Origin of the sequence: Xanthomonas cannabis pv. cannabis (assembly GCF_000802365.1) — a bacterium.
Taxonomy (GTDB): Bacteria; Pseudomonadota; Gammaproteobacteria; order Xanthomonadales; family Xanthomonadaceae; genus Xanthomonas; species Xanthomonas cannabis.
This window is the reverse complement of the sequence record NZ_JSZE01000016.1, coordinates 45,246-70,109: the sequence shown is the minus strand read 5'-3', so window position 1 is coordinate 70,109 and position 24,864 is coordinate 45,246. Positions and strand designations below refer to the sequence as shown.

20 protein-coding genes are annotated in these 24,864 nt (G+C 66.5%); 12 read left to right on the top strand and 8 right to left on the bottom strand.

The genetic code is table 11. From position 1 onward, the window contains the following. Nucleotides 1-111 precede the first annotated feature (111 nt). Complete coding sequence (locus OZ10_RS04035; RefSeq protein ID WP_039407873.1) at nt 112-1,419, top strand: MFS transporter; 1,308 nt, start codon at nt 112-114, stop codon at nt 1,417-1,419. 72 nt (nt 1,420-1,491) lie between these two features. Here OZ10_RS04035 and OZ10_RS04030 read toward each other — a convergent pair whose 3' ends face one another. From OZ10_RS04030 to OZ10_RS04015, 4 genes are all read right to left on the bottom strand, one after another. After that, complete coding sequence (locus OZ10_RS04030; RefSeq protein ID WP_039407871.1) at nt 1,492-1,953, bottom strand: bacteriohemerythrin; 462 nt, start codon at nt 1,951-1,953, stop codon at nt 1,492-1,494. A 127-nt stretch (nt 1,954-2,080) separates the two neighbouring features. Then, complete coding sequence (locus OZ10_RS04025) at nt 2,081-3,379, bottom strand: diguanylate cyclase (RefSeq protein ID WP_039407869.1); 1,299 nt, start codon at nt 3,377-3,379, stop codon at nt 2,081-2,083. 100 nt (nt 3,380-3,479) lie between these two features. Beyond that, a complete protein-coding gene (locus tag OZ10_RS04020) occupies nt 3,480-4,796 on the bottom strand; it encodes an NAD(P)/FAD-dependent oxidoreductase (protein ID WP_202902982.1) in 1,317 nt (438 codons plus the stop codon). Next, nucleotides 4,793-6,172: a glutamine synthetase family protein gene (locus OZ10_RS04015; RefSeq protein WP_039563997.1), complete on the bottom strand. Its 1,380-nt coding sequence runs from the start codon at nt 6,170-6,172 to the stop codon at nt 4,793-4,795. The genes OZ10_RS04020 and OZ10_RS04015 overlap by 4 nt, the downstream gene beginning before the upstream one ends. Before the next feature lie 147 nt (nt 6,173-6,319). On the opposite strand from OZ10_RS04015, the gene OZ10_RS04010 reads away from it, so the two are divergent. The 10 genes from OZ10_RS04010 (at nt 6,320) to OZ10_RS03965 (ending at nt 19,209) form a co-directional block, all read left to right on the top strand. Beyond that, the gene (locus OZ10_RS04010; RefSeq protein ID WP_039407862.1) at nt 6,320-7,075 is read left to right on the top strand and encodes a gamma-glutamyl-gamma-aminobutyrate hydrolase family protein; all 756 of its coding nucleotides are present in this window, start codon (nt 6,320-6,322) and stop codon (nt 7,073-7,075) included. 6 nt (nt 7,076-7,081) lie between these two features. Further along, complete coding sequence (locus OZ10_RS04005; protein WP_039563996.1) at nt 7,082-8,467, top strand: glutamine synthetase family protein; 1,386 nt, start codon at nt 7,082-7,084, stop codon at nt 8,465-8,467. 240 nt (nt 8,468-8,707) lie between these two features. Beyond that, nucleotides 8,708-10,075, top strand: coding sequence for an aspartate aminotransferase family protein (locus tag OZ10_RS04000; RefSeq protein ID WP_039563995.1), 1,368 nt, complete (start codon nt 8,708-8,710; stop codon nt 10,073-10,075). 256 nt (nt 10,076-10,331) lie between these two features. Beyond that, nucleotides 10,332-11,447 carry a polyamine ABC transporter substrate-binding protein gene (locus tag OZ10_RS03995; RefSeq protein WP_039407856.1) on the top strand — a complete coding sequence of 372 codons (1,116 nt, stop codon included), beginning with the start codon at nt 10,332-10,334 and terminating at the stop codon, nt 11,445-11,447. Nucleotides 11,448-11,768: 321 nt separating this feature from the next. Next, nucleotides 11,769-12,971 (top strand): HlyD family secretion protein, encoded by a 1,203-nt coding sequence (locus tag OZ10_RS03990; protein WP_039563994.1) that lies wholly within the window; start codon nt 11,769-11,771, stop codon nt 12,969-12,971. After that, nucleotides 12,968-14,554: an MDR family MFS transporter gene (locus OZ10_RS03985; RefSeq protein WP_039563992.1), complete on the top strand. Its 1,587-nt coding sequence runs from the start codon at nt 12,968-12,970 to the stop codon at nt 14,552-14,554. Before OZ10_RS03990 ends, OZ10_RS03985 begins: the two co-directional genes overlap by 4 nt. Nucleotides 14,555-14,558: 4 nt before the next feature. Further along, nucleotides 14,559-16,046 carry an efflux transporter outer membrane subunit gene (locus OZ10_RS03980; protein ID WP_039564005.1) on the top strand — a complete coding sequence of 496 codons (1,488 nt, stop codon included), beginning with the start codon at nt 14,559-14,561 and terminating at the stop codon, nt 16,044-16,046. A gap of 276 nt (nt 16,047-16,322) precedes the next feature. Next, entirely contained in the window at nt 16,323-17,453 is a 1,131-nt protein-coding gene (locus OZ10_RS03975) for an ABC transporter ATP-binding protein (RefSeq protein WP_039407850.1), read from the top strand. Then, entirely contained in the window at nt 17,450-18,364 is a 915-nt protein-coding gene (locus tag OZ10_RS03970; protein WP_039407848.1) for an ABC transporter permease subunit, read from the top strand. The genes OZ10_RS03975 and OZ10_RS03970 overlap by 4 nt, the downstream gene beginning before the upstream one ends. Beyond that, nucleotides 18,361-19,209: an ABC transporter permease subunit gene (locus tag OZ10_RS03965; RefSeq protein ID WP_039407846.1), complete on the top strand. Its 849-nt coding sequence runs from the start codon at nt 18,361-18,363 to the stop codon at nt 19,207-19,209. Before OZ10_RS03970 ends, OZ10_RS03965 begins: the two co-directional genes overlap by 4 nt. 145 nt (nt 19,210-19,354) lie before the next feature. On the opposite strand, the gene OZ10_RS03960 is transcribed toward OZ10_RS03965, so the two are convergent. Further along, the gene (locus tag OZ10_RS03960) at nt 19,355-19,768 is read right to left on the bottom strand and encodes a hypothetical protein (RefSeq protein WP_228890899.1); all 414 of its coding nucleotides are present in this window, start codon (nt 19,766-19,768) and stop codon (nt 19,355-19,357) included. 235 nt (nt 19,769-20,003) lie between these two features. Between OZ10_RS03960 and OZ10_RS03955 the strand changes: the two genes are divergently transcribed. Next, on the top strand, nt 20,004-21,395 hold the full coding sequence (locus OZ10_RS03955; protein WP_425511544.1) for an NAD-dependent succinate-semialdehyde dehydrogenase: 1,392 nt from the start codon (nt 20,004-20,006) through the stop codon (nt 21,393-21,395). A 241-nt stretch (nt 21,396-21,636) separates the two neighbouring features. Here OZ10_RS03955 and OZ10_RS03950 read toward each other — a convergent pair whose 3' ends face one another. The 3 genes from OZ10_RS03950 to OZ10_RS03940 are packed head-to-tail and all read right to left on the bottom strand — an operon-like array spanning nt 21,637 to nt 24,778. Further along, nucleotides 21,637-22,638, bottom strand: a complete 1,002-nt coding sequence (locus tag OZ10_RS03950; protein WP_039407843.1) for a magnesium and cobalt transport protein CorA — start codon at nt 22,636-22,638, stop codon at nt 21,637-21,639. Nucleotides 22,639-22,652: 14 nt separating this feature from the next. Next, complete coding sequence (locus OZ10_RS03945; RefSeq protein ID WP_039407841.1) at nt 22,653-23,903, bottom strand: lipoprotein N-acyltransferase Lnb domain-containing protein; 1,251 nt, start codon at nt 23,901-23,903, stop codon at nt 22,653-22,655. Next, complete coding sequence (locus OZ10_RS03940) at nt 23,900-24,778, bottom strand: CorC family transporter (protein WP_039407839.1); 879 nt, start codon at nt 24,776-24,778, stop codon at nt 23,900-23,902. The genes OZ10_RS03945 and OZ10_RS03940 overlap by 4 nt, the downstream gene beginning before the upstream one ends. Nucleotides 24,779-24,864 lie beyond the last annotated feature (86 nt).

Here is a 24,864-nt window from a genome sequence, read left to right as displayed (position 1 = left end):
CCACAGCCCCGTCGGTCACGCCTGTAACTTTTTACCAGCCGGTTTGCCTGCGCAAAGCGTTGCCCCGATCTGCCAGAATCGGCCGTCTCGTTCCATGGATGCCGACCCACGATGACTGCCGCTGCGCCGCTCGCCACACCGACCAATTCGCCTGCGCGCGTGCTGTTTGCCAGCCTGATCGGCACCACCATCGAGTTCTTCGATTTCTATATCTATGCCACCGCTGCGGTGCTGGTGTTCCCGACGTTGTTCTTTCCGGCCGGCGATGGCAGTGCGGCGATGCTGCAGTCGCTGGCGACCTTTGCGGTGGCCTTCATCGCGCGGCCGGTGGGCTCGGCGGTGTTCGGGCATTTCGGTGATCGGGTCGGGCGCAAGGCCACGCTGGTGGCGGCCTTACTGACGATGGGCCTGTCCACGGTGGCGATCGGGCTGCTGCCCGGCTACGCGCAGATCGGCGTGCTCGCGCCCGCGCTGCTGGCGGTGTGTCGCTTCGGTCAGGGCCTGGGCCTGGGCGGCGAATGGGGCGGGGCGGTGCTGCTGGCCACCGAAAACGCGCCACCGGGCAAGCGCGTGTGGTACGGCATGTTTCCGCAGCTGGGTGCGCCGCTGGGGTTCTTGTTGTCCACCGGTACCTTTCTGGGTATGGGCGCGGTGCTGGACGATGCCGCCTTCATGGCATGGGGCTGGCGCGTTCCGTTCCTGGCCAGCGCGCTGTTGGTGCTGACCGGCTTGTGGGTGCGCCTGAGCATTACCGAGACCCCTGACTTCCAACGGGCGCTGGATCGCAAGACGCGCGTGCGCCTGCCGCTGGGTGCGGTGCTCTCGCGGCACTGGCCGGCGTTGATCATCGGCACGCTGGGTGCGTTTGCTACCTTCGTGCTGTTCTATCTGATGACCGTGTTTGCGCTGGGCTACGGCACCAAGACGCTGGGCTACGACAAGGAACAGTTCCTGTTGCTGCAGATGGCCGGCATCGTGTTCTTTGCCGCCGGCATTCCAGTGTCGGCCAGGTTCGGCGACCGGCATGGCGCGCCGCTGGCGATGATGCTGGCCAGCATCGCCATCATCGCCTTCGGCCTAGCGTTCGCGCCGTTGTTTCAGGCCGGTCACCCGTTGCAGGTGCTAGCCTTTCTTGCGCTGGGCTTCTTCTTCATGGGGTTGACCTACGGCCCATGCGGCACCTTGCTGGCGGAGTTGTACCCCACCGAGGTGCGCTACACCGGCGCATCGTTGTCGTTCAATCTGGCCAGCATCCTGGGCGCGGCGCCGGCACCGTATGTCGCCACGCAGCTGGCCGCACGCTACGGCGTGCAGGCGGTAGGTCATTATCTGGGCGCCGCCGCGGTGCTGAGCCTGCTGGCGTTGATGGTCGCGCGGCGATCGCGTCGCGGGACGATGCAGCGCACGCCGTTCGCATAGGGCGTGCTGGCGCGCGCTGGACTCCAGCGAGACCGTCTCGTCGCGCGCAGGCGCGCGCCGACGGAAGGATCGCTAGCGGAAGATCCGCTTCAGGGTCCGTCCCAGCCAGCTGCCGTGCTGGTGGGTGCGCGCGAACTGGTTCAGATGGGCGATGACCTGCGGCGCGTACGCCTGGTCGTCGCCGCGGATGTGGTTGAACAACCAGCGCGAGAGCATGTTGCGGAGGTCTTCGCTGACGTCCTCGCCGGATTGAAAGCGCAGCCGATAGTCGCCGACGCGTTTGCCGAAGACCTGGTGCACGCGCGCGTGCGCCAGGCTGAAGGGGTAGCCGGCCTCCTGCATCAATTCTTCTTCGAACGCGAAATGCGACAGGGTGTAGTCGATCAGCTCGTCGATGACCTCGGCCACGGCCAGGCGCTGCAGGCTGGTGTGCGCCATGTGCAACTGATTGATCATGTCCACGATGCGCCGGTGTTGGTGATCGATGACCTCGATCCCGGTGTTGAGGTCGTCCTGCCAGACCAGCAGTGTCATCGAAGTACCTTGCCAATGCGATGGGCACAGGCTAGGCCGCGCGCGCCGACAGCGCGTTGATCTGGATCAAGGCGCTGGTGAAGCGCGTCATCTGCAGGCGCCGCCCGGGCCTGCGGTCAAGGCGGGATCAGCTCGCCAGGCGCACCTGGTTGCGGCCGCCGGCCTTGGCAAGATACAGGTGCTTGTCGGCTTCGTTCAACAGGTGATGCAGTGACTGCTCGCCTTCGGTCGCAATGCATACGCCGATGCTCACCGTCATGCTCAGGGTGTCCTCGCCGATCCGCACGCGCAGCGCGCTGATGCGTTCGCGCAGGGTTTCGAAGTAGCTGGTGGCATTGGCCGCATCCAGCCCTGGCACCAGCAGGCAGAATTCTTCGCCGCCGAAGCGCGCCACCAAGTCCTGCGGGCGCGCATGTCCGGACACCGAGGCCGCCACCGCACGCAGCGCCTGGTCACCGGCTTCGTGGCCCCAGGTGTCGTTGATGTGCTTGAAGTGATCGATGTCGAGCATCGCCGCGGTCACCGACTGGTCCTGCGACAGCAGCTTGGGAATCACCCGCTGGCTCTGCTCCAGGAAGTAGCGCCGGTTCGGCAGGCCGGTGAGGAAGTCGCGCGTGGCCAGATCCTGCAGCGTGCCGATCAGTTCCAGCTGGTCCACGTTCTGCGAGACCCGGCAGAAGAATTCCTCGCGCGAAAAGGGCTTGCGCAAGAAGTCGTTGGCGCCGTTCTTCAGAAAGCGCGGGATCAGCGACGAGTCGCTGTTGCCGGAGATGCCGATCACCGCCACCTTGTCGCGCGAGCGGATCGCACGCAGCCGGCGGGTGAATTCCACGCCTTCCATGCCCGGCATTTCCTGGTCGACGATGGTCAGGCGGATGCCGGGATCGCGTTCGATCGCTTCCAGCCCGGCCGCGCCGTCGGCCGCCAGCACCACCCGGTAGCCGTACATCGACAGCAGCGCGGCGGCGTAGGTGCGTGCGGACAACGAATCGTCCACCACCAACGCACCGATGCGGCGATTGCGCTCCAGGCGCTGCACCAGCCAGGCCAGGTATTCGATGCTGCCGGGCGCGTTCTTGAGCACGTAATCGATGATCTGCTGCTGCAGCACGCGCTGGCGCAGATCTTCGTCGTAGACGCCGCTGACCACCACGGTCGGCAGGTTGCGCGAGAGAAAGAATTCCACAACCTTGTCGCGGTCGCCGTCGACCAGCACCAGGCCGGTCAGGACCAGAAACCAGCCATCCTCTTCGTCGAGCACGCGCGCGGCTTCGGCCAGGGTCGAAACGACCGTGACCGGCAGTTCCACGCGTTGCTCGATGGCTTCGCGCAGCATGCTGGTGAACGTGCGCGAGTTCTCCACCAGCAACACGCGCTGCGGCAGGACTGCACTTTCACTGTTGCGATGGAGGGTACCTGGGGACATCGGCTGGCCGTATGGATCGAACCGTCAGATCAGCTAACGGCTCTGCTCGCCAAAACTTGAGCACTGTGTCGCGGCCCGTGCGGCGGCGCTGCAGGCGCGCTCACCACAGCGCGTCGCGTAGCCGGTACCAGCTCATCGCCGCGACCAGCAGCGGTGTGCGCAGCCGCTGCCCGCCGGGGAAGCGGCGATGCGGGATGCGCGCAAATACATCCAGCCGCTGGCTGTGGCCGGCGATCGCCTCGGCGATGACCTGGCCGGCCAGGCCGGTGGCGGCCACTCCGTGGCCGGAGAAGCCTTGCGCGAAGTACAGATTGGGCGCGAGCCGGCCCCAGTGCGGCGCCCGGTTCCGTGAGATGTCCACATAGCCGCCCCATACCGTTTCCAGCGGCACGTCGCGCAGCTGCGGGAACACGGTGTGCATGCGCTGCGTCATTAGGCGCTGCAGGCCGCGCGGCGGGCGCGCGGAGTAGCTGGCGCGCCCACCGAACAGCAGGCGGTGGTCGGCGCTGAGCCGGTAGTAGTCCAGCGCCCAATTGGTGTCGGCGACCGCCATGTCGTTGGCGATCAGGCTGCGCGCGCGTGCCTGGCCCAACGGCGGCGTGGCCCCGACGTAGGTACCCACCGGCATGATGCGCTGCTCCAGGGCCGGCGCCAGGCCCTGCAGCAAGGCATTGCCGGCAATCACGCCGAATGCGGCGCTCACGCTGCCTTCGGCGCTCTGCAGGGTGACCCGGGCGCCCTGGTCCAGGCGTGTCACCGCCGAGTCCTCGTAGATCCGCACCCCGGCGGCGAGCGCTGCACGCGCCAGCCCGAACGCATAGGCCAGCGGGTGCAGGTGGCCGCTGGCGGGGTCGAACATCGCGCCCAGGTACAGCGGGCTGTCCAGTACCGCGCGCGTGCGTGCGCGGTCCCACCACTGCAGCGGGTAGTCGTAGCGCTCGGCCATGCGCACGATGCCGTGCTGCAAGGCGCGCGCCTGACGTGGCTTGAGCGGGACGTGGGCATGGCCGTCGCGCCAGTCGCAGGCGATGGCGTGGCGCTGGATGCGCTGGCGCAACAGGCGCATGCCCTCGCGCGAGAAATCGAACAGCAGGCGCGCATCGGCGTCGCCGACCAGCGCTTCCAGGGTGTCCTGCTCGCAGCCGTAACCGACGATGGCCTGGCCGCCGTTACGCCCGGAGGCGCCCCAGCCGATGCGCCGGGCCTCCAGCACGCTCACCTGGTAACCGGACTCGGCCAGCGCCAGCGCCGCGGTCAGGCCGGTATAACCGGCGCCCAGGATGCACACGTCCGCGCGTTGGGCGCCACGCAGGCGCGGTTGCGTGGGCAGCGCTGGCGCACTGCGCGCATACCAGCTGTCCGGATACCCGTCCGGCGTCCTGGTCTGCGGCACGGCGGCGTCCGGCCTGGTCATCACACGACGCGCAGGTACCGGGCGTAATCGATGTCCGGCACCAGCGCCTGATAGTCGAGCAGCTCACGTTGCTTCTGCTGGCCGTACACGTGCTGGAACTGGCTGCCCAACTGCGCCTGGATGAACTCGCTGCCCAGGAACGCATCGACTGCGCCCTGCCAGGTGCGCGGCTGGAACACCCCCTGTGCATAGGCGTTGCCGATGACCGGCGGGGTCGGTTCGGCCGGTCGCTGCATGCCGTCCAGGATGCCGGCCAGCACCGCGGCTGCGGCCAGATACGGGTTGGCATCGGCGCCGGCGATGCGGTGTTCGATGCGGGTGTTGGGCGCGTCGCTGTGCGGGATGCGCAGCGCCACGGTGCGGTTGTTGAAGCCCCAGCTGGCATCCAGCGGCACGAACGCATTGCTGACGAAGCGCCGGTAACTGTTGGCATGCGGGGCGAACAGCAGCAACGACGCCTGCGCATGCCGTTGCAACCCGGCGATGGCATGGCGCAGCGGCCCGGCAGGCATGTCGGCGGGGCCGGCGAGCAGATTGTTGCCGTCCGCATCGAGCAGGCTCACATGCAGGTGCAGGCCGCTGCCGGCCTGGCCGGGGAAGGGCTTGGCCATGAAGCTGGCGAGCTTGCCCTGCTGCTGCGCGATGGCCTTGATGGTGCGCTTGAGCAACACGGCCTCGTCGCAGGCCGCCACCGCATCGGCGCGGTGCTGCAGGTTGATCTCGAACTGGCCCGGCGCATATTCGGCCACCGCAGTGTCGGCTGGGATGCGTTGCTGCCGGCAGGCGGCGGTCACCGCATCGGTGAAGCCGCGCTGCTCGTCCAGATCCTGCAGCGAATACACCTGGGTGCTGTCGCTGCGCGCGCCGGTGACCGGGTCGCGCGGGGTCTGCGGGCGCCCCTGGGCATCGGGCACCGTGTCGAACAGATAGAACTCCAGCTCCACCGCCACCACCGGCGTGAGGCCACGTGCGGCAAAGCCGGCCAGTACACGCTGCAGCACCGCGCGCGGAGCCACCTCGAACAGGTCGCCATCGGGGCTATGCATGGCCAGCAGCAATTGTGCCATCGGCTGCGGCGCCCAGGGCACCGGACGCAGCGAGCCGGCGATTGGCAGGCAGATGCGGTCCGCATCGCCGATCGCGTAGCCAAGCCCGGTCTCCTCCACGGTGTTGCCGGTGATGTCGGTGGCGATCAGCGACATCGGCAGGCACACGCCATCGCGATAGACCTTGCCCAGTGCATCGGCGGTGACGCGCTTGCCACGCAGCACGCCGTTGGTGTCGGGCAACAACAGATCCACCGAGGTACAGCCGGGGATGCGCGCCAGGGTGGCGGCGTCGGCAGCGGGCAGGGACGCGACGGAGTTCTCGGAAGCCATAGGCACTACCTGCGAGGTCGCTGGCCAGCCTAGCAAAGCAGGCGTGAGCGGTCGCCGGCCGGCGAAGCAGCGGCCCTGGCAATGGCGGCGGTGGCGCGGTAAGTTCGAGCGCATCTGCCGTTCAACACACCGCATCGGGATGTCTGCATGGCTGTCGTTCCCCTGGTCGGGCTGCCGACCGACCGCGTCCTGCACGGGCCGCATCCGTTTCTGGCCGCGGGCGAAAAATACATCCGCGCCGTGGTGGATGCCGCCGGTGCCATGCCGGTGTTGCTGCCCAGCCTGCGGCCGAGCCTGGACGCCAGCGCCTGGCTGGACCGGCTGGATGGCCTGCTGATCACCGGGGCGGTCAGCAACGTCGAGCCGCATCACTACAGCGATGAGGCCAGCTGGGAGGGCAATCCGCACGACCCGGCGCGCGATGCCACCAGCCTGGCGCTGATTCCGCAGGCGCTGGCACGCGGCCTGCCGCTGCTGGCGATCTGCCGCGGCCTGCAGGAAGTCAACGTCGCGCTCGGCGGGCGCCTGCATCAACGCGTGCATGCAGTGCCCGGGCTGGCCGATCACCGCGAAGACCGCAGCGCCGCGCTGGAGGCGCAATACGGCCCGGCCCATCCGGTGCAGTTGCAGCCGGGCGGCTGGCTGGCCGGCATGCATTCCGGGTCGGAGGTGCTGGTCAATTCGCTGCACGGGCAGGGCATTGCCACGCTCGCCGACGGACTGGTGGTCGAAGCGACCGCGCCGGATGGCCTGGTCGAAGCCTTTCGCGGTACCGGGCCGGGGTTCCTGCTGGCCGTGCAGTGGCACCCGGAATGGCGTGTCACACAGCATCCCTTCTACCGTGCCATCTTTCAGGCCTTCGGCGAGGCCTGTCGCCGTTACGCCGCTCAACGCGGTCAGTGAGGTCGCATGTCCATCCGCACCCGTTCGCGCACCGCCACGCCCAAGCAGCCGGAGGGCGCGCTGCGGCGCTGGCTCAAGGAACGCCACATCACCGAGGTGGAATGCCTGGTGCCGGACATCACCGGCAATGCGCGCGGCAAGATCATTCCCGCCGACAAGTTCTCGCACGACTACGGCACGCGGCTGCCGGAGGGCATCTTCGCCACCACCGTCACCGGCGATTTTCCGGAGGATTACTACGCGCTGACCTCGCCGTCGGATTCGGACATGCACCTGCGCCCGGATGCCTCCACCGTGCGCATGGTGCCGTGGGCCGCCGACCCCACCGCGCAGGTGATCCACGACTGCTACACCAAGGACGGGCAGCCGCACGAACTGGCGCCGCGCAACGTGCTGCGCCGCGTGCTCGATGCCTATGCGCAGCGCAAGCTGCAACCGGTGGTGGCGCCGGAGCTGGAATTCTTCCTGGTGCAGAAGAACACCGACCCGGACTTCCCGCTGCTGCCGCCGGCCGGGCGCTCCGGCCGCCCGGAAACCGCGCGGCAGTCGTATTCGATCGACGCGGTCAACGAGTTCGACCCGATCCTGGACCTGATGTACGACTACTGCGATGCGATGGAGCTGGACGTGGACACCCTGATCCACGAGTCCGGTGCCGCGCAGCTGGAGGTCAATTTCACCCATGCCGATGCCCTGTCGCGCGCCGATCAGGTGTTCCTGTTCAAGCGCACCATGCGCGAAGCGGCGCTACGGCATGGCGTGTATGCGACGTTCCTGGCCAAGCCCATGGAGACCGAGCCGGGCAGCGCGATGCATATCCACCAGAGCCTACTGCACGCCGGCACCGGCAAGAACGTGTTCAGCGGCAAGCGCGAGGGCGGCTTCAGCGACACCTTTGCGCATTATCTGGGTGGCTTGCAGAAATACATCCCGATGGCGATGGGGCTGCTGGCGCCCAACGTCAATTCGTACCGTCGGCTGATGTTCGGCGAGGTGTCGCCGAGCAATGTGCTGTGGGGCTTCGACAACCGCACCTGCGGGCTGCGCGTGCCGATCGATGCACCGCAGAACATGCGGGTGGAAAGCCGCTTCGCCGGTTCCGATGCCAACCCGTATCTGGCGATGGCGGCGACCCTGGCGTGCGGGTTGTTGGGGATTGCCGAGCAGCTCGAACCGACTGCGCCGATCAGCAGCAACGGCAAGGAGCAGGGCTACGATCTGCCGCGCTCGCTGGGTGAGGCGCTGGATGAGCTGGAAGGCTGCGATGCGTTGCAGGAGATGTTGGGGCGGCGCTTCGTGCGCGCCTATATCTCGGTGAAGCGCAAGGAATACGAAACGTTCTTTCGGGTGATCAGCTCGTGGGAGCGAGAGTTCCTGCTGTTGAATGTGTAAGGCGCTTCGCCTGCGCTGTTTCCTTCTCCCATCGGGACATTGTCCCCTTTATGGGGGAGACCGTGCCCGAAGGGCGGATGAGGGTACGGCGTATGACGATGCCGGACGCCTCGCGCGTTGGACATTGCGCACCGCCCCGTCTGCGTGTTTCCACGCCCGGAGTCTGGCGCGTGCAACGAAAGCACCTTTGGGTCCGGCCGATCGGCCATAGACTGCATGGACCCCGCAGCCGGAGTGACCATGGATCCGCAAGCACTGAAGACCTTGCAGCAGCTCGATGCCGCCCATCATCTGCATCCGTTCAACGACAACGCGGCATTGGCGCAGAAGGGCACGCGCATCCTGACGCGCGGTGAGGGCGTGTACGTGTGGGATGCCGATGGCAACCAGTTGCTCGATGCATTCGGCGGGTTGTGGTGCGTCAATGTCGGCTATGGACGCAAGGAGCTGGCGCAGGCAGCTGCGCGGCAGATGGAGCAGCTGGCGTACTACAACAGCTTCTTTCAGTGCACGACCGAACCCACCATCCAGCTGGCGGCCAAGCTGGCGGAGCTGGCACCCGGTGATCTGAATCACGCGTTCTTCGCCAACTCCGGGTCGGAGGCCAACGACACCATCCTGCGCCTGGTCCGGCATTTCTGGGCGGTGCAGGGGCAGCCGCAAAAACGCATGTTCATCGGTCGCCATGATGGCTATCACGGCACCACCATGGCCGGGGCCAGCCTGGGCGGCATGCAAGGCATGCACAAGCAGGGCGGCTTGCCGATTCCGGATATCCACCACATTACGCCGCCGTATCACTTCGGCGATGGCGGGGAGATGGACCCGGAAGACTACGGCTTAGTCGCGGCGCGTCGTCTGGAAGACACGATCCTGCAGCTCGGGCCGGATAACGTCGCCGCCTTTATCGGCGAGCCGATCATGGGCGCGATCGGCGTGTATATCCCGCCGCGCAGTTACTGGCCGGGCATCGAGCGGATCTGCCGGCGCTACGACGTGCTGCTGGTGGCCGATGAAGTGATCTGCGGGTTCGGGCGCACCGGCGCCTGGTTCGGTGCGGACTATTTCGGCTTTCAGCCCGATGTGATGACGCTGGCCAAAGGCATCACCTCCGGCTACATCCCGCTGGCGGCAGCCATGTTCAACGATCGCGTGGCCGGCGTGCTCAAGACGCAAGGCGGCGAGCTGGCGCACGGTGGCACGTATGCCGGGCATCCGGTGTGCGCGGCCGTGGCGCTGGAGAACCTGCGCCTGCTGCAGGACGACGGCATCGTGGACACCGCCCGCGCGCAGATTGCGCCGTATCTTGCGCAGCGCTGGGCCGAGCTCGGCGAGCACCGTCTGGTGGGCGAGGCGCGCATCGCCGGGTTGATCGGGGCGCTGGAGCTGGTGCCGGACAAGCGGCAGCGTGGGGTGTATTTCCAAGGGCGTGGGCGCGTCGGTGCGCTCTGCCGTGACTTTGCGTTGCGCCGCGGCCTGATCCTGCGTGCCACCTACGACGCCATGCTGCTGTCGCCGCCGCTGATCATCACCTGCGAGCAGGTGGACGAGCTGTTCCACAAGGCCTGGGCGGCGCTGGATGACACCGCGCATGCGTTGGGCAGGTGAGCGATGGCGACCTGCCACCAACGCATCGGTGCGCCCCGACGCGCGTTGCCACGGCAATGTGGAGACCGGCATATCGATCCGCCGTACGGCATCGCGGCCTCGGGCTCGCCGGCGGACGGCGAGCAATGACTCCCGCTGCGCGGCGTCTGCCTGGCGCGAATGCCTGCCGCGCCCGCTGGGCAAACTCGGGCACGGTGGGTAGTCTGGCGCCAGACCGGCCCCGCGCCGGACCGCCCCACCGTGCCGGAGACCTCCCATGACGCTGCGACTGCTCGCCCTGACGCTGTCCCTCACCCTGCTGTCCGGCTGCGGCGGCGATGGCGCTGCGGGCAAGGCCGAGGCGCAGGCCAAGGTGCTCAACGTCTACAACTACTCCGACTACATCGCCGAAGACACCATTCCCGCGTTCGAAAAGAGCACCGGCATCAAGGTCACCTACGACGTGTTCGACAGCGACGAGATGGTGGAAACCAAGTTGCTCGCCGGCGGCAGCGATTACGACGTGGTGGTGCCCACGCTCAATTTCTTTGGCCGGCAGATCCAGGCGGGTGTGTTTCTGCCGCTGGACAAAAGCAAGATCCCCAACCTGGCCAATCTCGACCCGGACATCATGCGTCGCATCGCCGCGCAGGATCCGGGCAATGCCTATGGCGTGCCGTACATGATCGGCACCACCGGCATCGGCTACAACGTCGACAAGCTCAAGGCGATCTTCGGCAGCACCGATGTCGCCAACAGCTGGGATCTGGTGTTCAAGCCGGAGAATCTGTCCAGGCTCAAGGACTGCGGGGTGACCATCCTGGACACGCCCTCGGACATGATTCCGATCGCGCTCAATTACCTCGGGCTCGATCCGCACAGCACGGTGCCGGCCGAGATCGAGAAGGCCGCCGCGCTGATCAAGACCATCCGCCCGTACGTGCAGAACTTCCACTCCAGCCAGTACGTCACCTCGCTGGCCAACGGCAATACCTGCCTGGCGGTGGGCTGGTCGGGCGACATCATCCAGGCGCGCGATCGTGCCAGGGAAGCGGGCAACAACGTCAACGTGGCCTACGCCATTCCGAAGGAAGGCGCGCCGCAGTGGTTCGACATGCTGGCCATCCCCAAGGACGCCAAGCATCCTGAAAATGCGTACGCCTTCATCAATTACCTGCTCACGCCCGAGGTGGCCGCGGCCAACAGCAACTTCATCCACTACGCCAACCCGGTGCGCAGCGCCACGCCGCTGGTGGATGCGGCGATCCGCAACGACCCCACCATCTATCCGCCGCCGGAGGTGACCGCCCGGATGTTCACCTACGCGATCAACCCGCCGGAGGTGGACCGCCTGTACACACGGCTGTGGACCGAGATCAAGACCGGCCGGTGAGGCCAGCGCGCAGGTGCTGACGCGGCGGCGTACGCCGCCGCGTCCTCATGAAGGTCCAATGGTTGCCTGCAACACTGCAGACCTGGTCGCGGGCGCGCCCCTCCGCCGCAGGCCGGCATGCCTGGCCGCTGCAACCGGGCGGCGCATGCACCCGGCGGGTCCATTGCCGCGCAGGCGGTCCAGACCAAGCGCAGCCTGACCAGCTCGTCACGCAATCTGTACCGGCGGGTTCAAATAATTGTATGGTTTCGCCGCGTTCGCCGGCGCCGCTGCCGCGGCATGCCGTCGCGCGCCTCGCCCACGACACACAGGACGCCTCCTTTGAGCAACCAAGACCAACAGCCCACTGACGGCCGCGCCCAGGCGGGCGATGCGCAAGGCGCCGAGACGCACCAGGACCAGGAGCCGGCCAAGCCGTCGCCGCTGAAGAACCCCAAGGTCAAGTGGACGCTGATCCTGGTGGGCGTGCTGGTGCTGATCCTGCTGGTGGTGTGGCTGACCTACTACCTGATCAAGGGCCGCTACATGCAGGACACCAACAACGCCTACCTGCAGGCCGATTCGGTGGCCGTTGCGCCGCGTGTCAGCGGCTATGTGACCAAGGTGCTGGTGGGCGACAACCAGATCGTGGACGCCGGCCAGCCGTTGCTGCAGATCGACGACCGCACTTACCAGGCCACCCTGCAGCAGGCCGAAGCGGCGATCGCCGCACGCCAGGCCGACATCGTGGCCGCCACCGCCAATGTCGCCGGCCAGGAAGCGGCGCTGCTGCAGGCGCGGACCCAGGTGACCTCGGCCGCGGCCAGTCTCAAGTTCGCCCAGGCCGAGGTGAAGCGCTTCGCACCGCTGGCCGCCTCCGGCGCCGATACCCATGAGCACCAGGAAAGCCTGCAGCACGAGCTGGCGCGCGCACGCGCCCAGTACGATGCGGCCCAGGCGCAGGCCACCGGTGCGCAGAGCCAGATCCAGGCCAGCCGCGCGCAGCTGGAGCAGGCCCAGGCCGGCCTGAAGCAGGCGACTGCGGATGCCGACCAGGCCCGCGTCGCCGTGGAAGACACCCGCCTGACCAGCCGCATCCACGGCCGCGTCGGCGACAAGACCGTGCAGGAGGGCCAGTTCCTGGCCGCCGGTACCCGCACCATGACCATCGTGCCGCAGGAATCGCTGTACCTGGTCGCCAACTTCAAGGAAACCCAGGTCGGCCTGATGCGCCCGGGTCAGCCGGCCGAGATCGAGGTCGATGCGCTGTCCGGGGTGAAGCTGCACGGCAAGGTCGAAAGCCTGTCCCCGGGCACCGGCTCGCAGTTCGCCTTGCTGCCGCCGGAAAACGCCACCGGCAACTTCACCAAGGTGGTGCAGCGCGTGCCGGTGCGCATCCGCGTGCTGGCCGGCGAGGAGGCACGCAAGGTGCTGGTGCCGGGCATGTCGGTGGAGGTCACCGTCGATACGCGCTCGGCCAAGGACGCCAAGGAACGCGCTGAAAAAGAATCCGACCGCGTGCAGGAGCGGGAGCGCGCGCAGTGAGTACAGCGGCCGCCACCGGCCAGGGTGCCGGCGGCGGTGCCAGCCGCGAGAAGGCCGAGCCCGGCGCTTGGTTGGCGGTGCTGGCCGGCACCATCGGCTCGTTCATGGCCACGCTGGACATCTCCATCGTCAATGCCGCGCTACCCACCATCCAGGGTGAGGTCGGCGCCAGCGGCACCGAGGGTACCTGGATCTCCACCGCGTATCTGGTCGCCGAGATCATCATGATCCCGCTGACCGGCTGGTTCGTGCGCACGCTGGGCCTGCGCAATTTCCTGCTGATCTGCGCGTTGATGTTCACGGCGTTCTCGGTGGTCTGCGGATTGTCGACCTCGTTGACGATGATGATCATCGGCCGCGTGGGGCAGGGGCTGGCCGGCGGCGCGCTGATTCCTACCGCGCTGACCATCGTCGCCACACGCCTGCCGCCCAGCCAGCAGACCATGGGCACCGCACTGTTCGGCATGACCGTGATCATGGGCCCGGTGATCGGCCCGCTGCTGGGAGGCTGGCTCACCGAAAACGTCAGCTGGCACTACGCGTTCTTCATCAACGTGCCGATCTGCGCGGGCCTGGTGGCGCTGTTGCTGCTTGGCCTGAAGCACGAAAAGGCCGACTGGGCCGGCCTGCTCAACGCCGATTGGCTGGGCATCTACGGCCTCACTGCCGGCCTGGGCGGGCTCACCGTGGTGCTGGAAGAAGGCCAGCGCGAGCGCTGGTTCGAATCCAGCGAGATCAACATGCTGAGCCTGATCTCGTTGAGCGGGTTCATCGCGCTGGTGATCGGCCAGTTCCGCAGGCGTGCGCCGGTGATCCGGCTGTCGCTGCTGCTGCATCGCAGTTTCGGTGCGGTGTTCATCATGATCATGGCAGTGGGCATGATCCTGTTCGGTGTGATGTACATGATTCCGCAGTTTCTGGCGGTGATCTCCGGCTACAACACCGAGCAGGCCGGCTACGTGCTGCTGCTGTCCGGCCTGCCCACCGTGCTGCTGATGCCGATGATGCCCAAGCTGCTGGAGGTGGTGGACGTACGCATCCTGGTGATTGCGGGGCTGATCTGTTTCGCTGCCGCCTGCTTCGTCAATCTGGGGCTGACCGCCGACACGGTGGGCATGCATTTCGTGGCCGGGCAGTTGCTGCAGGGCTGCGGACTGGCGCTGGCGATGATGTCGCTCAACCAGGCGGCCATCTCCTCGGTGCCGCCGGAGCTGGCCGGCGATGCGTCGGGCCTGTTCAATGCCGGCCGCAACCTGGGCGGTTCGGTCGGCCTGGCGCTGATCTCCACCTTCCAGGAGCGCCGCATGACCTTCCATACCGAAACCATCGGCAGCGCGATCACCGCCAACGCACCGCGCGCGCAGGAATTTCTGGCCGGCGTGACCGCGCAGATGCAGGGCAGCGCCGGTGGCGAAGCGGCGATTCGTTCCGTCGCCCAATTCGCACGCGTGGTGCAACAGCAGGCGTTGGTGATGACCTACAGCGACCTGTTCTGGATCTTCGGTGTGATCGTGGTCTGCACGATTCCGCTGGCCTTTTTGCTCAAGCCGTTACCCAAGGGGACGCACCTTGCAATGCACTGATTCCCTGCGCGCGATGCGCCTCCCACTGGCTGCGGCGCTGAGTGCCGTGCTGCTCGGCGGCTGCATGCTCGGCCCCAACTACACCAAGGCACCGGCCGTGGCCGATGCCGCCATGCAGGCGCCCGCGCTGCATCGCGCCAGTGGCGCGCAGGTGGTTGCCGCCGCGCCGCTGAACCACTGGTGGGAGCAATTGAACGACCCGCAGCTGACCCAGTTGGTGACCCAGGCGCTGGCCGACAGCCCCAACCTGCGCGCGGCGCAGGCCAGGTTGCGCGCCAACCGCGCGCTGGCGCGCCAGCGCCGCGCCGAACGCCTGCCCAAGCTCAACGCCAGCGCCGTGTACGCGTATGCCGAGCCGCCGCAGACCATCGTCGACACGCTGGGCGGGCTGCAGCAAGGCCAGCCTGGGCAGCCGGGACAGGGCGATCAGGCGCTGGATCTGGAAAAGACCCAGATCTACAGTGCCGGTTTCGATGCCAGCTGGGAGCTGGATCTCTTCGGCCGCCGCCGCCGCGCCGCCGAAGGCGCACTGGCCCAGGCGCAGGCCTCCGAAGCCGAGCTGGCCGATGCGCAGGTGCAGTTGGCCGCCGAAGTAGGGCAGGTCTATCTCAACTACCGCGGCTTGCAGGCGCGGCTGGCCATTGCCGATGCCAATCTGGACAAGATCCGGCAGTCGCTGCAACTGGTGCAGCAGCGCCGTGACCAGGGCGCCGCCTCCGACCTGCAGGTCGAGCAGATCGCCACCCAGGTGCAGCAACAGGAGGCGCAGCGCCTGCCGCTGGAGATGCAATCGCAGGAAGCGCTGGACCAGTTGGCGCTGATGGTCGGGCGCGAACCCGGCGCACTGGATGCGCAGTTGCGCGCGCCGCAGCCGCTGCCGATGCTGCCCAGCGAAGTGCGCGTGGACGATGCGGGGGCATTGATCCGCCGCCGCCCGGACGTACGCAAGGCCGAGCGCGAGCTGGCCGCGTCCAGCGCGCAGATCGGCGAAGCCTTGAACGGCTACTTCCCGCAGGTGACCTTGCTGGGTGGCCTGAGCTGGGTGGCCGGCTCGCCGAGCGATTTCAATTCCGACGCGTTGACCACCCTGGCGGTGCCGATGCTGCGCTGGTCGATCTTCGATTTCGGCAAGACCCGCGCGCAGGTGGAGCAGGCACGCGCGGGCAATGCCGGGCGCGAGGCGGCGTATGAAGGTGCGGTGCTGGCTGCGTTGCAGGATGCAAATTCGGCGTTGGCGCGCTTCGGTTCGGCACGCAAGCAGCTGGTGGTCGCGCGGCAGGCCGAGGCCTCGGCCACGCGCTCGGCCGGGCTGATGCAGCAACGTCGCGATGCCGGGGCTACCTCGTCGATCGATCTGCTGGACGTGCAGCGCCAGCAGCTGTCGGCGCAGGACGCCGCCGCGCAGGCGCAGGTGCAGTTGCTGGTCAACTACGTCGCGCTGCAGAAGAGCCTGGGCCTGGGCTGGAGCGGGGCACCGCCGGAAACGCGCTGACCGGCAGGGCGGTCGCCCTGCGGCCGCCGCAGCCAGGGCAGCATTGCCTGCCGCAGGTCGCAGGCAGTGCCGCCATTGCCCCTGGCCACGCTCGTCCCACGCGCGGCGGTGAATGCATGAGTCCGTGTCGGCCGCCTTCGTGGTTATGGGCTGCCCCACCGTTGATGCTGCACGCCGCGTCCCGGACCGCGCGCACGGCGGTGGACACATGCTTTTGCCATCATGGCGCCCAGGCTCCGCACACGGCGCCTGCGCGTCCCCCCAGCGAGAGGAACCATGTCACTGACCGAGGCCTTGCCGCCCATTACCAGCAGCGCAGATGCCGGCTACCTGTCCATCAGCCAGGTCCGCAAGGAGTTCGATGGATTCGTGGCGGTGGACGATGTCAGCCTGCAGATCCGCAAGGGTGAAATCTTCGCGCTGCTGGGCGGGTCGGGCAGCGGCAAGTCCACCTTGCTGCGTTGCCTGGCCGGATTCGAGCGGCCGACCAAGGGGCACATCACGCTCGATGGCCAGCCCATCGATGCGCTGCCGCCGTACGAGCGGCCCATCAACATGATGTTCCAGTCGTATGCGTTGTTTCCGCACATGAGCGTGGAGCAGAACATCGCCTTCGGGCTGAAGCAGGAAGGGCTGTCGAAGGCGGCCATCGCCGCCCGCGTCGGCGAGATGCTGGAGCTGGTGCAACTGGGCGCGCTGGCCAGGCGCAAGCCGCATCAGCTCTCCGGTGGTCAGCAGCAGCGGGTGGCGCTGGCACGCTCGCTGGCCAAACGGCCCAAGCTGCTGCTGCTGGACGAACCGATGGGCGCGCTGGACAAAAAGCTGCGCTCGCAGATGCAGCTGGAACTGGTCAACATCATCGAAACCTCCGGCGTCACCTGCGTCATGGTGACCCACGACCAGGAGGAAGCGATGACCATGGCCACGCGCATCGCGTTGATGGACCAGGGCTGGATTCAGCAGGTCGGCACGCCCGATGAAATCTACGAACAACCAGCCAATCGCTTCGCCGCCGAGTTCATCGGTTCGGTCAATCTGCTCGACGCAGTCATCGTCGAAGACCAGCCGCAGTACGTCAGCTTGCAGACGCCGGCCTTCCCCGCCTGCATCCGCATCGGCCACGGCATCACCGGCTTCGAAGGCCAAGTGGTGGCCTTCGCGCTGCGCCCGGAAAAGCTCGCCATCGGCAAGGACGAGCCGGCGCAGGCCTGCAACAAGGCGCAGGGGGTGATCGAAGACATCGCCTATTTCGGCAGCCATTCGGTCTACCACGTGCGCCTGCCCAGCGGGGTCAAGCTGATGGCCAACTTCGCCAATCGCCAGCGCTGGGCCAGCGAGGCGCTGACCTGGGGCGACACCGTGTGGGTGGGCTGGGGCGAGGACGACGGCGTGGTGCTCACCGCATGAGGTCGCGTCTGTTCCGTCGCCGCTTGCCAGGCGCGCGCTGGGGCGTGATCGCCGCGCCGTATCTGTGGCTGCTGGTGTTCTTCGCGATCCCGTTCCTGATCGTGCTGAAGATTTCCTTCGCCGAGCGTGCCACCACCATGCCGCCGTATACGCCGCTATTCGCCTACGCAGCCGATGGGGCAGTGAGCGTCAAGCTGCATCTGGGCAACTACCTTGCATTGGTGCGCGACAGCCAGTACGTGGCCGCGTACCTGAGTTCGATCAAGATCGCGGTCATTTCCACCGCGCTCGCGTTGTTGATCGGTTACCCGATGGCGTATGTCATCGCGCGCCTGCCGTTGGCCACGCGCAACGTGGCAATGATGCTGGTGGTGTTGCCGTCGTGGACCTCGTTCCTGATCCGCGTGTACGCCTGGATCGGCATCCTCGATGGCAACGGCCTGCTCAATCGGGCACTGCTGGCGCTGGGCGTGATCAAGCAGCCACTGCAACTGCTTTACACGCCGATCGCCGCCTACATCGGCATCGTGTACTGCTATCTGCCGTTCATGGTGTTGCCGCTGTATGCCAACCTGGTCAAGCACGACAGCCGCCTGCTGGAAGCGGCCTACGATCTTGGCGCGCGCCCGTGGCGCGCGTTTGTGCGCATCACCTTGCCGCTCTCGCGCAACGGCATCGTGGCCGGTTGCATGCTGGTGATGATTCCAGCGGTGGGCGAGTTCGTGATCCCGGAAATGCTCGGCGGGCCGAACACCTTGATGATCGGCCGCGTGCTGTGGGGCGAGTTCTTCAACAACCGCGACTGGCCGGTGGCCGCCGCCGTGGCCACCGTCATGCTGGTGTTGCTGCTGGTGCCGATCGTGATCTTTCACCGCTACCAGCAGCGCGAGCTGGAAGGACGGCTGACATGATGCCCGCCTCCCGCAGCGGGCGCCTGCTCGGTGGCGCCGTCCTCGCGCTGGGGTTTGGCTTCTTGTACCTGCCGATCCTGTTGCTGATGGTGTACTCGTTCAACGCCTCGCGCCTTGCCACGGTGTGGGGCGGATTTTCGACACGCTGGTATGGCGAGTTGCTGCGCGACCGACAACTGCTGGAAGCGGCCTGGGTGAGCCTGGAGGTGGCGTTCTGGACCGCCGGTGCCGCCATGGTGCTTGGCACGATGGCGGCGATGGCGATGGTGCGCATGCGCCGCTTTCCCGGCAAGACCGTGTTCGGCGCATTGATCACTGCGCCACTGGTGATGCCCGAGGTGATCATCGGCTTGTCGATCCTGCTGCTGTTGGTCTCGATGGGTGGCGTGCTCGGCATCGCACCGCGTGGCGAAGTGGCCATCTGGGTGGCGCATGTCACCTTCACCGTGTCGTTCGTGACGGTGGTGATTTCGTCCCGCCTGCAGGAGCTGGATCGGTCGCTGGAAGAAGCGGCGATGGATCTCGGCGCAACGCCGCTGAAGGTGTTCTTCCTGATCACCCTGCCGCTCATCGCCCCGGCCTTGGCATCGGGCTGGCTGCTGGCCTTTACGCTGTCGCTGGACGATGTGGTGATCGCCAGTTTTCTGGCCGGGCCCAGCTCCACCACGCTGCCGATCAAGGTATTTGCGTCAGTGCGGTTGGGCATCAGCCCAAAGATCAACGCACTGGCCACACTGATGGTGCTGGCGGTATCGGTCGCTGCAGTGATCGGTTGGTGGCTGCTGGCACGCAGCGAAAAGCGACGCCTGCGCGATCAGCAATTGGCGCAGCAAACTCTTGCCTGAGAGCACCAGCGCTGAGGTGGCCAATGAACCGCAGCGAACGTCCGCCAGTTAGACGCAAACGCTGGAGCCCCCGACGTGTGCGAAGGCTGCTTGCCTACTCAGACCGCTTAATGCGCCTGCTGGGGACTGAGCGTAGCACTTCATATCACCTGGCTGCTGGCGTGTAACCATTGTCCCAGGGCTCTGGCTTGGTCAGGTAGCACTGGTACTCGGCCCTGATGTTGTAGCCGTGTTGCTCGACCCTAGGTTGTTCGTCCGCGCTGTCCCTGCGGTTGTTCTTTTCGTCGTCCTTGGACTTTCGCTTGTCGGGAAAGATCATGACCATATTCGGCGACGAAAACGTGGTGATGAGTTGGCGGATGGCAGTGTCCGCGCAGGCACGCAGCGCCTCTTCCTCGCAGGGTTGCGCGGGATCGGGCTGCAGGCTGGTGCAGTTCACAGTGACAAACCCGGCCTGGTCGGGCCGCGGGCCACGCAAAAAATCCTGCATGACCGCACATCCAGGCAGGCACACGCTTGTGGCAAGTACAGCCATAAAAATGTGATTGCGGCGCATCATGGTGATCCTCCCTGGATGAATGCATCTGCCGATTGCCGCATGCTAAAGCACGTCGCGCGGCGGAACATTGTGTGAGGGCAGGGCTACTCGTGACGGTGTTGTGCCGTATGACTCCAGGCCCATGACAACGCGCTTTGTGCGGTGAAGATGCGGCGTTGCGTCGCAGCGCAGGTAAACACAGCGTTGCAGTGGTTTGCAGCGGTTGTGACGCGGCTACAACTTTCCGGCGATTAGCATGGCGGCCTTGCTACTGGAGACCGTCATGTCCTACGACACCGTGAACCCGGCCACCGGCCAGGTCGAGCACACCCAGCAGACCCTGGACGCCGCCGGCATTGAAGCGCGTCTGGCCGCCTCCGCCAGGGCGTTTCCGGCATGGGCCGCGCTGCCGCTGGCCGAGCGGGGTGCCTTGCTGCGCCGCGTTGGCGAAGAGCTGACCAGGCGACGCGAGGACCTGCAACGCATCATGACCGCCGAAATGGGCAAGCTGCGCGTCGAGGCGCTGGCCGAGATCGACAAGTGCGCGCAGGGCTGCGCCTATTACGCCGAACACGCAGCCGAGTATCTGGCGCCGCGCAATATTCCTACCGAAGCGCAATCGAGCTATGTGCGCTACGAACCGCTGGGCTGCGTCTTCGCGGTAATGCCGTGGAATTTCCCGCTGTGGCAGGTGTTTCGGTTTCTGGCGCCGGGCCTGATGGCCGGCAACGTGGCACTGCTCAAGCACGCCAGCAATGTGCCGCGCTGCGCCGATGCCATGAAGGAGGTGCTGGACGCCGCAGGCATCCCGCCGGGCGTGTTCGATGTGCTGCACATCGACAACGACCAGGCCGCCGACGTGCTGCGCGACGACCGCATCGCCGCAGTGACGCTGACCGGTAGCGAACGCGCCGGGCGTTCCCTGGCCGCGAATGCGGGCGACCAGCTGAAGAAATGCGTGATGGAGTTGGGCGGCAGCGATGCGTTCGTGGTGCTGGAAGACGCCGAGTTGGAGCACGCGGTGCAATCGGCAGTGCAGTCGCGCTTCGACAACAGCGGGCAGACCTGTATCGCCGCCAAGCGCTTCATCGTGGTGGACGCGATTGCCGACCGGTTCATCGAGCGCTTCGTCGCTGCGACGTCCAAGCGCGTGGTTGGCGACCCGCAACAGGAAAGCACCACATTGGCGCCGATGGCACGCGCCGATCTGCGCGAGGAACTGCACAAGCAGGTGCAGGCCAGCGTCGCCAAGGGCGCCACCGTCCTGCTGGGCGGCGAACCGGTGGCCGACTCGCATGCGGGCTACCCGGCGACCATCCTGGACAATGTGGCGCCCGGCATGCCGGCCTACAACGAAGAATTCTTCGGCCCGGTCGCTTCGATCATTCGGGTGGCCGACGAGGCAGAGGCGGTGCGCGTCGCCAACGACACCACCTTCGGGCTGGGCGGCAGCGTGTGGACGGCAGACGCCAAGCGCGGCGAACGCGTCGCCCAGCAGCTGCAGTGCGGCGCGGCCTTCGTCAACTCGGTGGTCAAGAGCGACGTGCGCCTGCCGTTCGGCGGCATCAAGCGCTCAGGCTTCGGCCGCGAGCTGGCCGATCACGGCATTCACGAGTTCATGAACATCAAGACGATTTATGTAGCTTGAAAGCCGGGATTCGGGAATCGGGATTTGGGATTCGCAAAGGCCAGGGTGCTTCCTTCTCCCGCCGGGAGAAGGTGCCCGAAGGGCGGATGAGGGGCACCGGCAGAGCTTGAGCAGTCTGGGTGAAACGATCAGCGCAACAGCAATTGAAACACAACCATCGCTCAAGCTGGATCAGCAAGCAGCAAACCCGCTCTAGCGACTCCCCAATCCCGACTCCCCAATCCCAAGCCGCTACGCGGCTCTAAAGCCACCGAGCGCGCTTGAACAGGCGATACAACACCAGGCACGAAGCAACCACGCCGCCCACCAGCAGCGGGTAGGCGTAGGGTTTGTCGAGCTCGGGCATGTGGGTGAAGTTCATGCCGTACCAGCTGGTGATCAGGGTGGGGGCGGCCAGCAGCGCGGCCCAGGCGCCCAGGCGCTTGACGGTTTCGCCCTGGGCCAGGGTCACCATCGACAGGTTGACGCTCAGCGCGGTGCCCAGCATTTCACGCAAGGTGTCGATGGCATCGTTGATGCGCACCGCATGATCGAGCACGTCGCGGAGATAGATGCCGACCTCGTCGTGAATCAGCCCGCCGGGGTTGCGCTTGAGGTGCGAGAGCACATCCTGCAGCGGCGCCACCACCAGGCGCATCTTGTTGAGCTCGCGCTTGAGCTCATACAGGCGCACCACGGTTTCGCGCTTGTAGTTGTCGGCGAAGATGTCCTTTTCCAGGCCTTCCAGCGTGTCGCGAAACTCGTCCATGATCGGCAGGTAGTTGTCGACCACGAAATCCAGCACGCCATACAGGCAGAACGAAGCGCCCATGCGCAGCATCGCCGGTTCGCGTTCGACCCGGTGCCGCACCGGCGCATACGACAACGATGCGCCGTGGCGTACCGTCAACAGAAAGCGTGCGCCCAGAAACGCATGCGTTTCGCCGTAACGGATGCGTTCGTTGACCAGCTGTGCGGTGTTGACCACCACGAACAACGAGTTGCCGTAGCTCTCCGCCTTGGGGCGCTGATGCGCCTTGAGCGCGTCCTCGATCGCCAGATCGTGCAGGCCGAACTCGTCCTGCAACTTGTGCAGCACCGATTCCTGCGGTTCGTACAGCCCGACCCACACACAGCCGTCGGGGCGCTGCAGCACATCGCTGATCTGCTCCAGGCTGATGTCGTGGCGTGTGCCGTCACCGTCGTAATAGGCGCAGGTGATGACGCAGGACGGATTGTCTGGATGACGGCCGTGGGTGTTCATGGGCGCATCCTGGATCAGCGCGTGTGGACGGGCAAATCACGCCGGCGCAGGGCGACCGCGAGCGCAGCGTGGATGGGCAACAGCAGCATCACCCACTGCAGGTTGTCCTGGGCCTGGAAGGAGAGCCAGTGGATCACCAACGCCACCAATGCGCCGGCGGCCACCAGCCATGCCAGCACGTTGAACCAGCGGCCCGGCCGACGGCCCAGCTGCAGCCGGATGCCGCCAAACCACAGCAACACGCATAGCGGATTGACCAGTAGCAGGTTGCGGTTGGCCCACGCGGATTGATGCGCGGTGAAGCCCCACAGATACACCAGCAGGCCGCCGCCGATGGCGCACAGCAACCACAACGGCAGTGCCAGCCCGGCCAGCAGACGTTGCCGGCGGCGCAACGCCAGCACGCCGGCGGCCACCAGCACGCCGGCCAGCAGCCACGGCCACCAATGCCGCTGCCGTTCGGCAGGCTCGGGGGCCACGCGGTGCGGCAGCAGTACCTGGGTGGATTGCACCAACGGCCGGCCGGCGCTGTTGTGCACCTGGGTCAGGCTGTCGGCCAGACGCATCGGCACGAACGCTTCTTCCCAACGCGACAGCGGACGATCGGCATATGGCCCAAGGCCGAGGTCGAAGCCCAGCCACATCCACGGCGCAGGGGAGGCCAGGCGTACCGCTTCGCTGCGGTAGGTGTTGCCGCGCGAGCGGCCGGCCAGTTGCGACTTGAGCGTGCCGCCCATGGCACGATCCAGTGCATCGCGCACCATGGTGGCGCAATTGGCTTCGAAGTAGTCGTAGTGATACCGCGCGTTTTCCGGCCGGCTGCGGACAGCCAGTCCGTCGGCCAGGGCGCGTGCCTGTGCGGGCGGCAGATCCAGCCACTGGATGCTGACGCCACGGCCGACGCTGCGGTACTGCGACAGGTCTTCTTCCAGCGGCAACGCCACCAGGTAGTACATCATTTCGCCGCGCGCAAAGCGCGGTACGAAGTCCGGCTCGCTGGGGTCGAAGAAGCCGAAGTTGTAGGAGGTCGCCTGCTGGGTGAGCGGGTCCACCACCACGATGGCGTCGTGCCCGAACCGTTCGAAGAACACTTCGCCGGGCTGCATGGTGACCACGCCCACCCGCGGCGCCGGCGGCTGTGCGTTCTGGGCGAATGCAAACGGCGCCAGCAGCGACATCAACAGCAACAACGCGCAGGCAGCCAGCCATTGCCGGGCGCCACGGCGCGGCGGCGCAGTGGCGGTGCTGCAGGTGGTCGGGTTCAAGCGTCGTCCTGCGGGTCGGGCGGGAGAATGGTGACGTGGAAGGCATGCACGCGGCGCGCATCGGCCTTGGCCACACGGAACGCAAACCGACCCAGGGTCAGCTCTTCGCCGGTCTCGGGCAGATGGCCGATCGCATCGGTGACCAGCCCGCCGACGGTGTCGTATTCGTCGTCCGGGAATTCGGCGCCGAAGCGCTCGTTGAAGTCCTCGATCGGCGTCAGCGCATCGACCACGTAGCGGCCATCGGCCTGGATCGCGATCAGCGAATTCTCTTCCTCGGCGTCGTCGTGCTCGTCGTCGATCTGGCCGACGATCTGCTCCAGCACGTCTTCGATGGTGACCAGGCCGGCAACGCCGCCGTACTCGTCCACCACGATCGCCATGTGGTTGCGCGAGAGGCGGAATTCCTTGAGCAGCACGTTGAGCTTCTTGGACTCGGGGATCAGCACCGCCGGGCGCAGCAGTTCGCGCACGTTGCCGGGCCCGTTGTCGGCAACCACGCCGCGCAACAGGTCCTTTGCCAGCAGGATGCCGAGTACTTCGTCTTTGTTCTCGCCGTGGACCGGGAAGCGCGAATGGCCGGATTCGACCACCTGCTTCATCAGGTCGATGAAGCGCGCTTCTACCGGCAGCGAAACCATCTGCGAGCGCGAGATCATCACATCGCCCACGGTGAGCTCGGACACGGAGATCGCGCCTTCCATCATGCGCAAGGTGTCTGCGGCGATGAGACCGTCCTGCTCGGCGGTGCGCAGCAGCGCGACCAGTTCGTCGCGGGTGTGGGGCTCACCGGAGAAGGCCGCGCTCAGGCGTTCGAGCCAGCTGCGGCGTTTTTCGGAGGGTTCTGAGGTGTAGCTACTGTCGTCTTCGGACATCGTGACGGGGAAGGGCACCCGGCAAACCAGGCATTAGCGATCAGTCTAGCAGGAAGCCGCTAACACGCTGTGGATGCGCGGGCAGG

What these genes read in the sequence shown, in the direction of transcription:
- OZ10_RS04035 (WP_039407873.1), top strand. Translation starts at nt 112, where the DNA reads ATGACTGCCGCTGCGCCGCTCGCCACACCGACCAATTCGCCTGCGCGC.
- OZ10_RS04030 (WP_039407871.1), bottom strand. Translation starts at nt 1,953, where the DNA reads ATGACACTGCTGGTCTGGCAGGACGACCTCAACACCGGGATCGAGGTC.
- OZ10_RS04025 (WP_039407869.1), bottom strand. Translation starts at nt 3,379, where the DNA reads ATGTCCCCAGGTACCCTCCATCGCAACAGTGAAAGTGCAGTCCTGCCG.
- OZ10_RS04015 (WP_039563997.1), bottom strand. Translation starts at nt 6,172, where the DNA reads ATGGCTTCCGAGAACTCCGTCGCGTCCCTGCCCGCTGCCGACGCCGCC.
- OZ10_RS04010 (WP_039407862.1), top strand. Translation starts at nt 6,320, where the DNA reads ATGGCTGTCGTTCCCCTGGTCGGGCTGCCGACCGACCGCGTCCTGCAC.
- OZ10_RS04005 (WP_039563996.1), top strand. Translation starts at nt 7,082, where the DNA reads ATGTCCATCCGCACCCGTTCGCGCACCGCCACGCCCAAGCAGCCGGAG.
- OZ10_RS04000 (WP_039563995.1), top strand. Translation starts at nt 8,708, where the DNA reads ATGGATCCGCAAGCACTGAAGACCTTGCAGCAGCTCGATGCCGCCCAT.
- OZ10_RS03995 (WP_039407856.1), top strand. Translation starts at nt 10,332, where the DNA reads ATGACGCTGCGACTGCTCGCCCTGACGCTGTCCCTCACCCTGCTGTCC.
- OZ10_RS03975 (WP_039407850.1), top strand. Translation starts at nt 16,323, where the DNA reads ATGTCACTGACCGAGGCCTTGCCGCCCATTACCAGCAGCGCAGATGCC.
- OZ10_RS03970 (WP_039407848.1), top strand. Translation starts at nt 17,450, where the DNA reads ATGAGGTCGCGTCTGTTCCGTCGCCGCTTGCCAGGCGCGCGCTGGGGC.
- OZ10_RS03965 (WP_039407846.1), top strand. Translation starts at nt 18,361, where the DNA reads ATGATGCCCGCCTCCCGCAGCGGGCGCCTGCTCGGTGGCGCCGTCCTC.
- OZ10_RS03960 (WP_228890899.1), bottom strand. Translation starts at nt 19,768, where the DNA reads ATGATGCGCCGCAATCACATTTTTATGGCTGTACTTGCCACAAGCGTG.
- OZ10_RS03955 (WP_425511544.1), top strand. Translation starts at nt 20,004, where the DNA reads ATGGCGGCCTTGCTACTGGAGACCGTCATGTCCTACGACACCGTGAAC.
- OZ10_RS03950 (WP_039407843.1), bottom strand. Translation starts at nt 22,638, where the DNA reads ATGAACACCCACGGCCGTCATCCAGACAATCCGTCCTGCGTCATCACC.
- OZ10_RS03940 (WP_039407839.1), bottom strand. Translation starts at nt 24,778, where the DNA reads ATGTCCGAAGACGACAGTAGCTACACCTCAGAACCCTCCGAAAAACGC.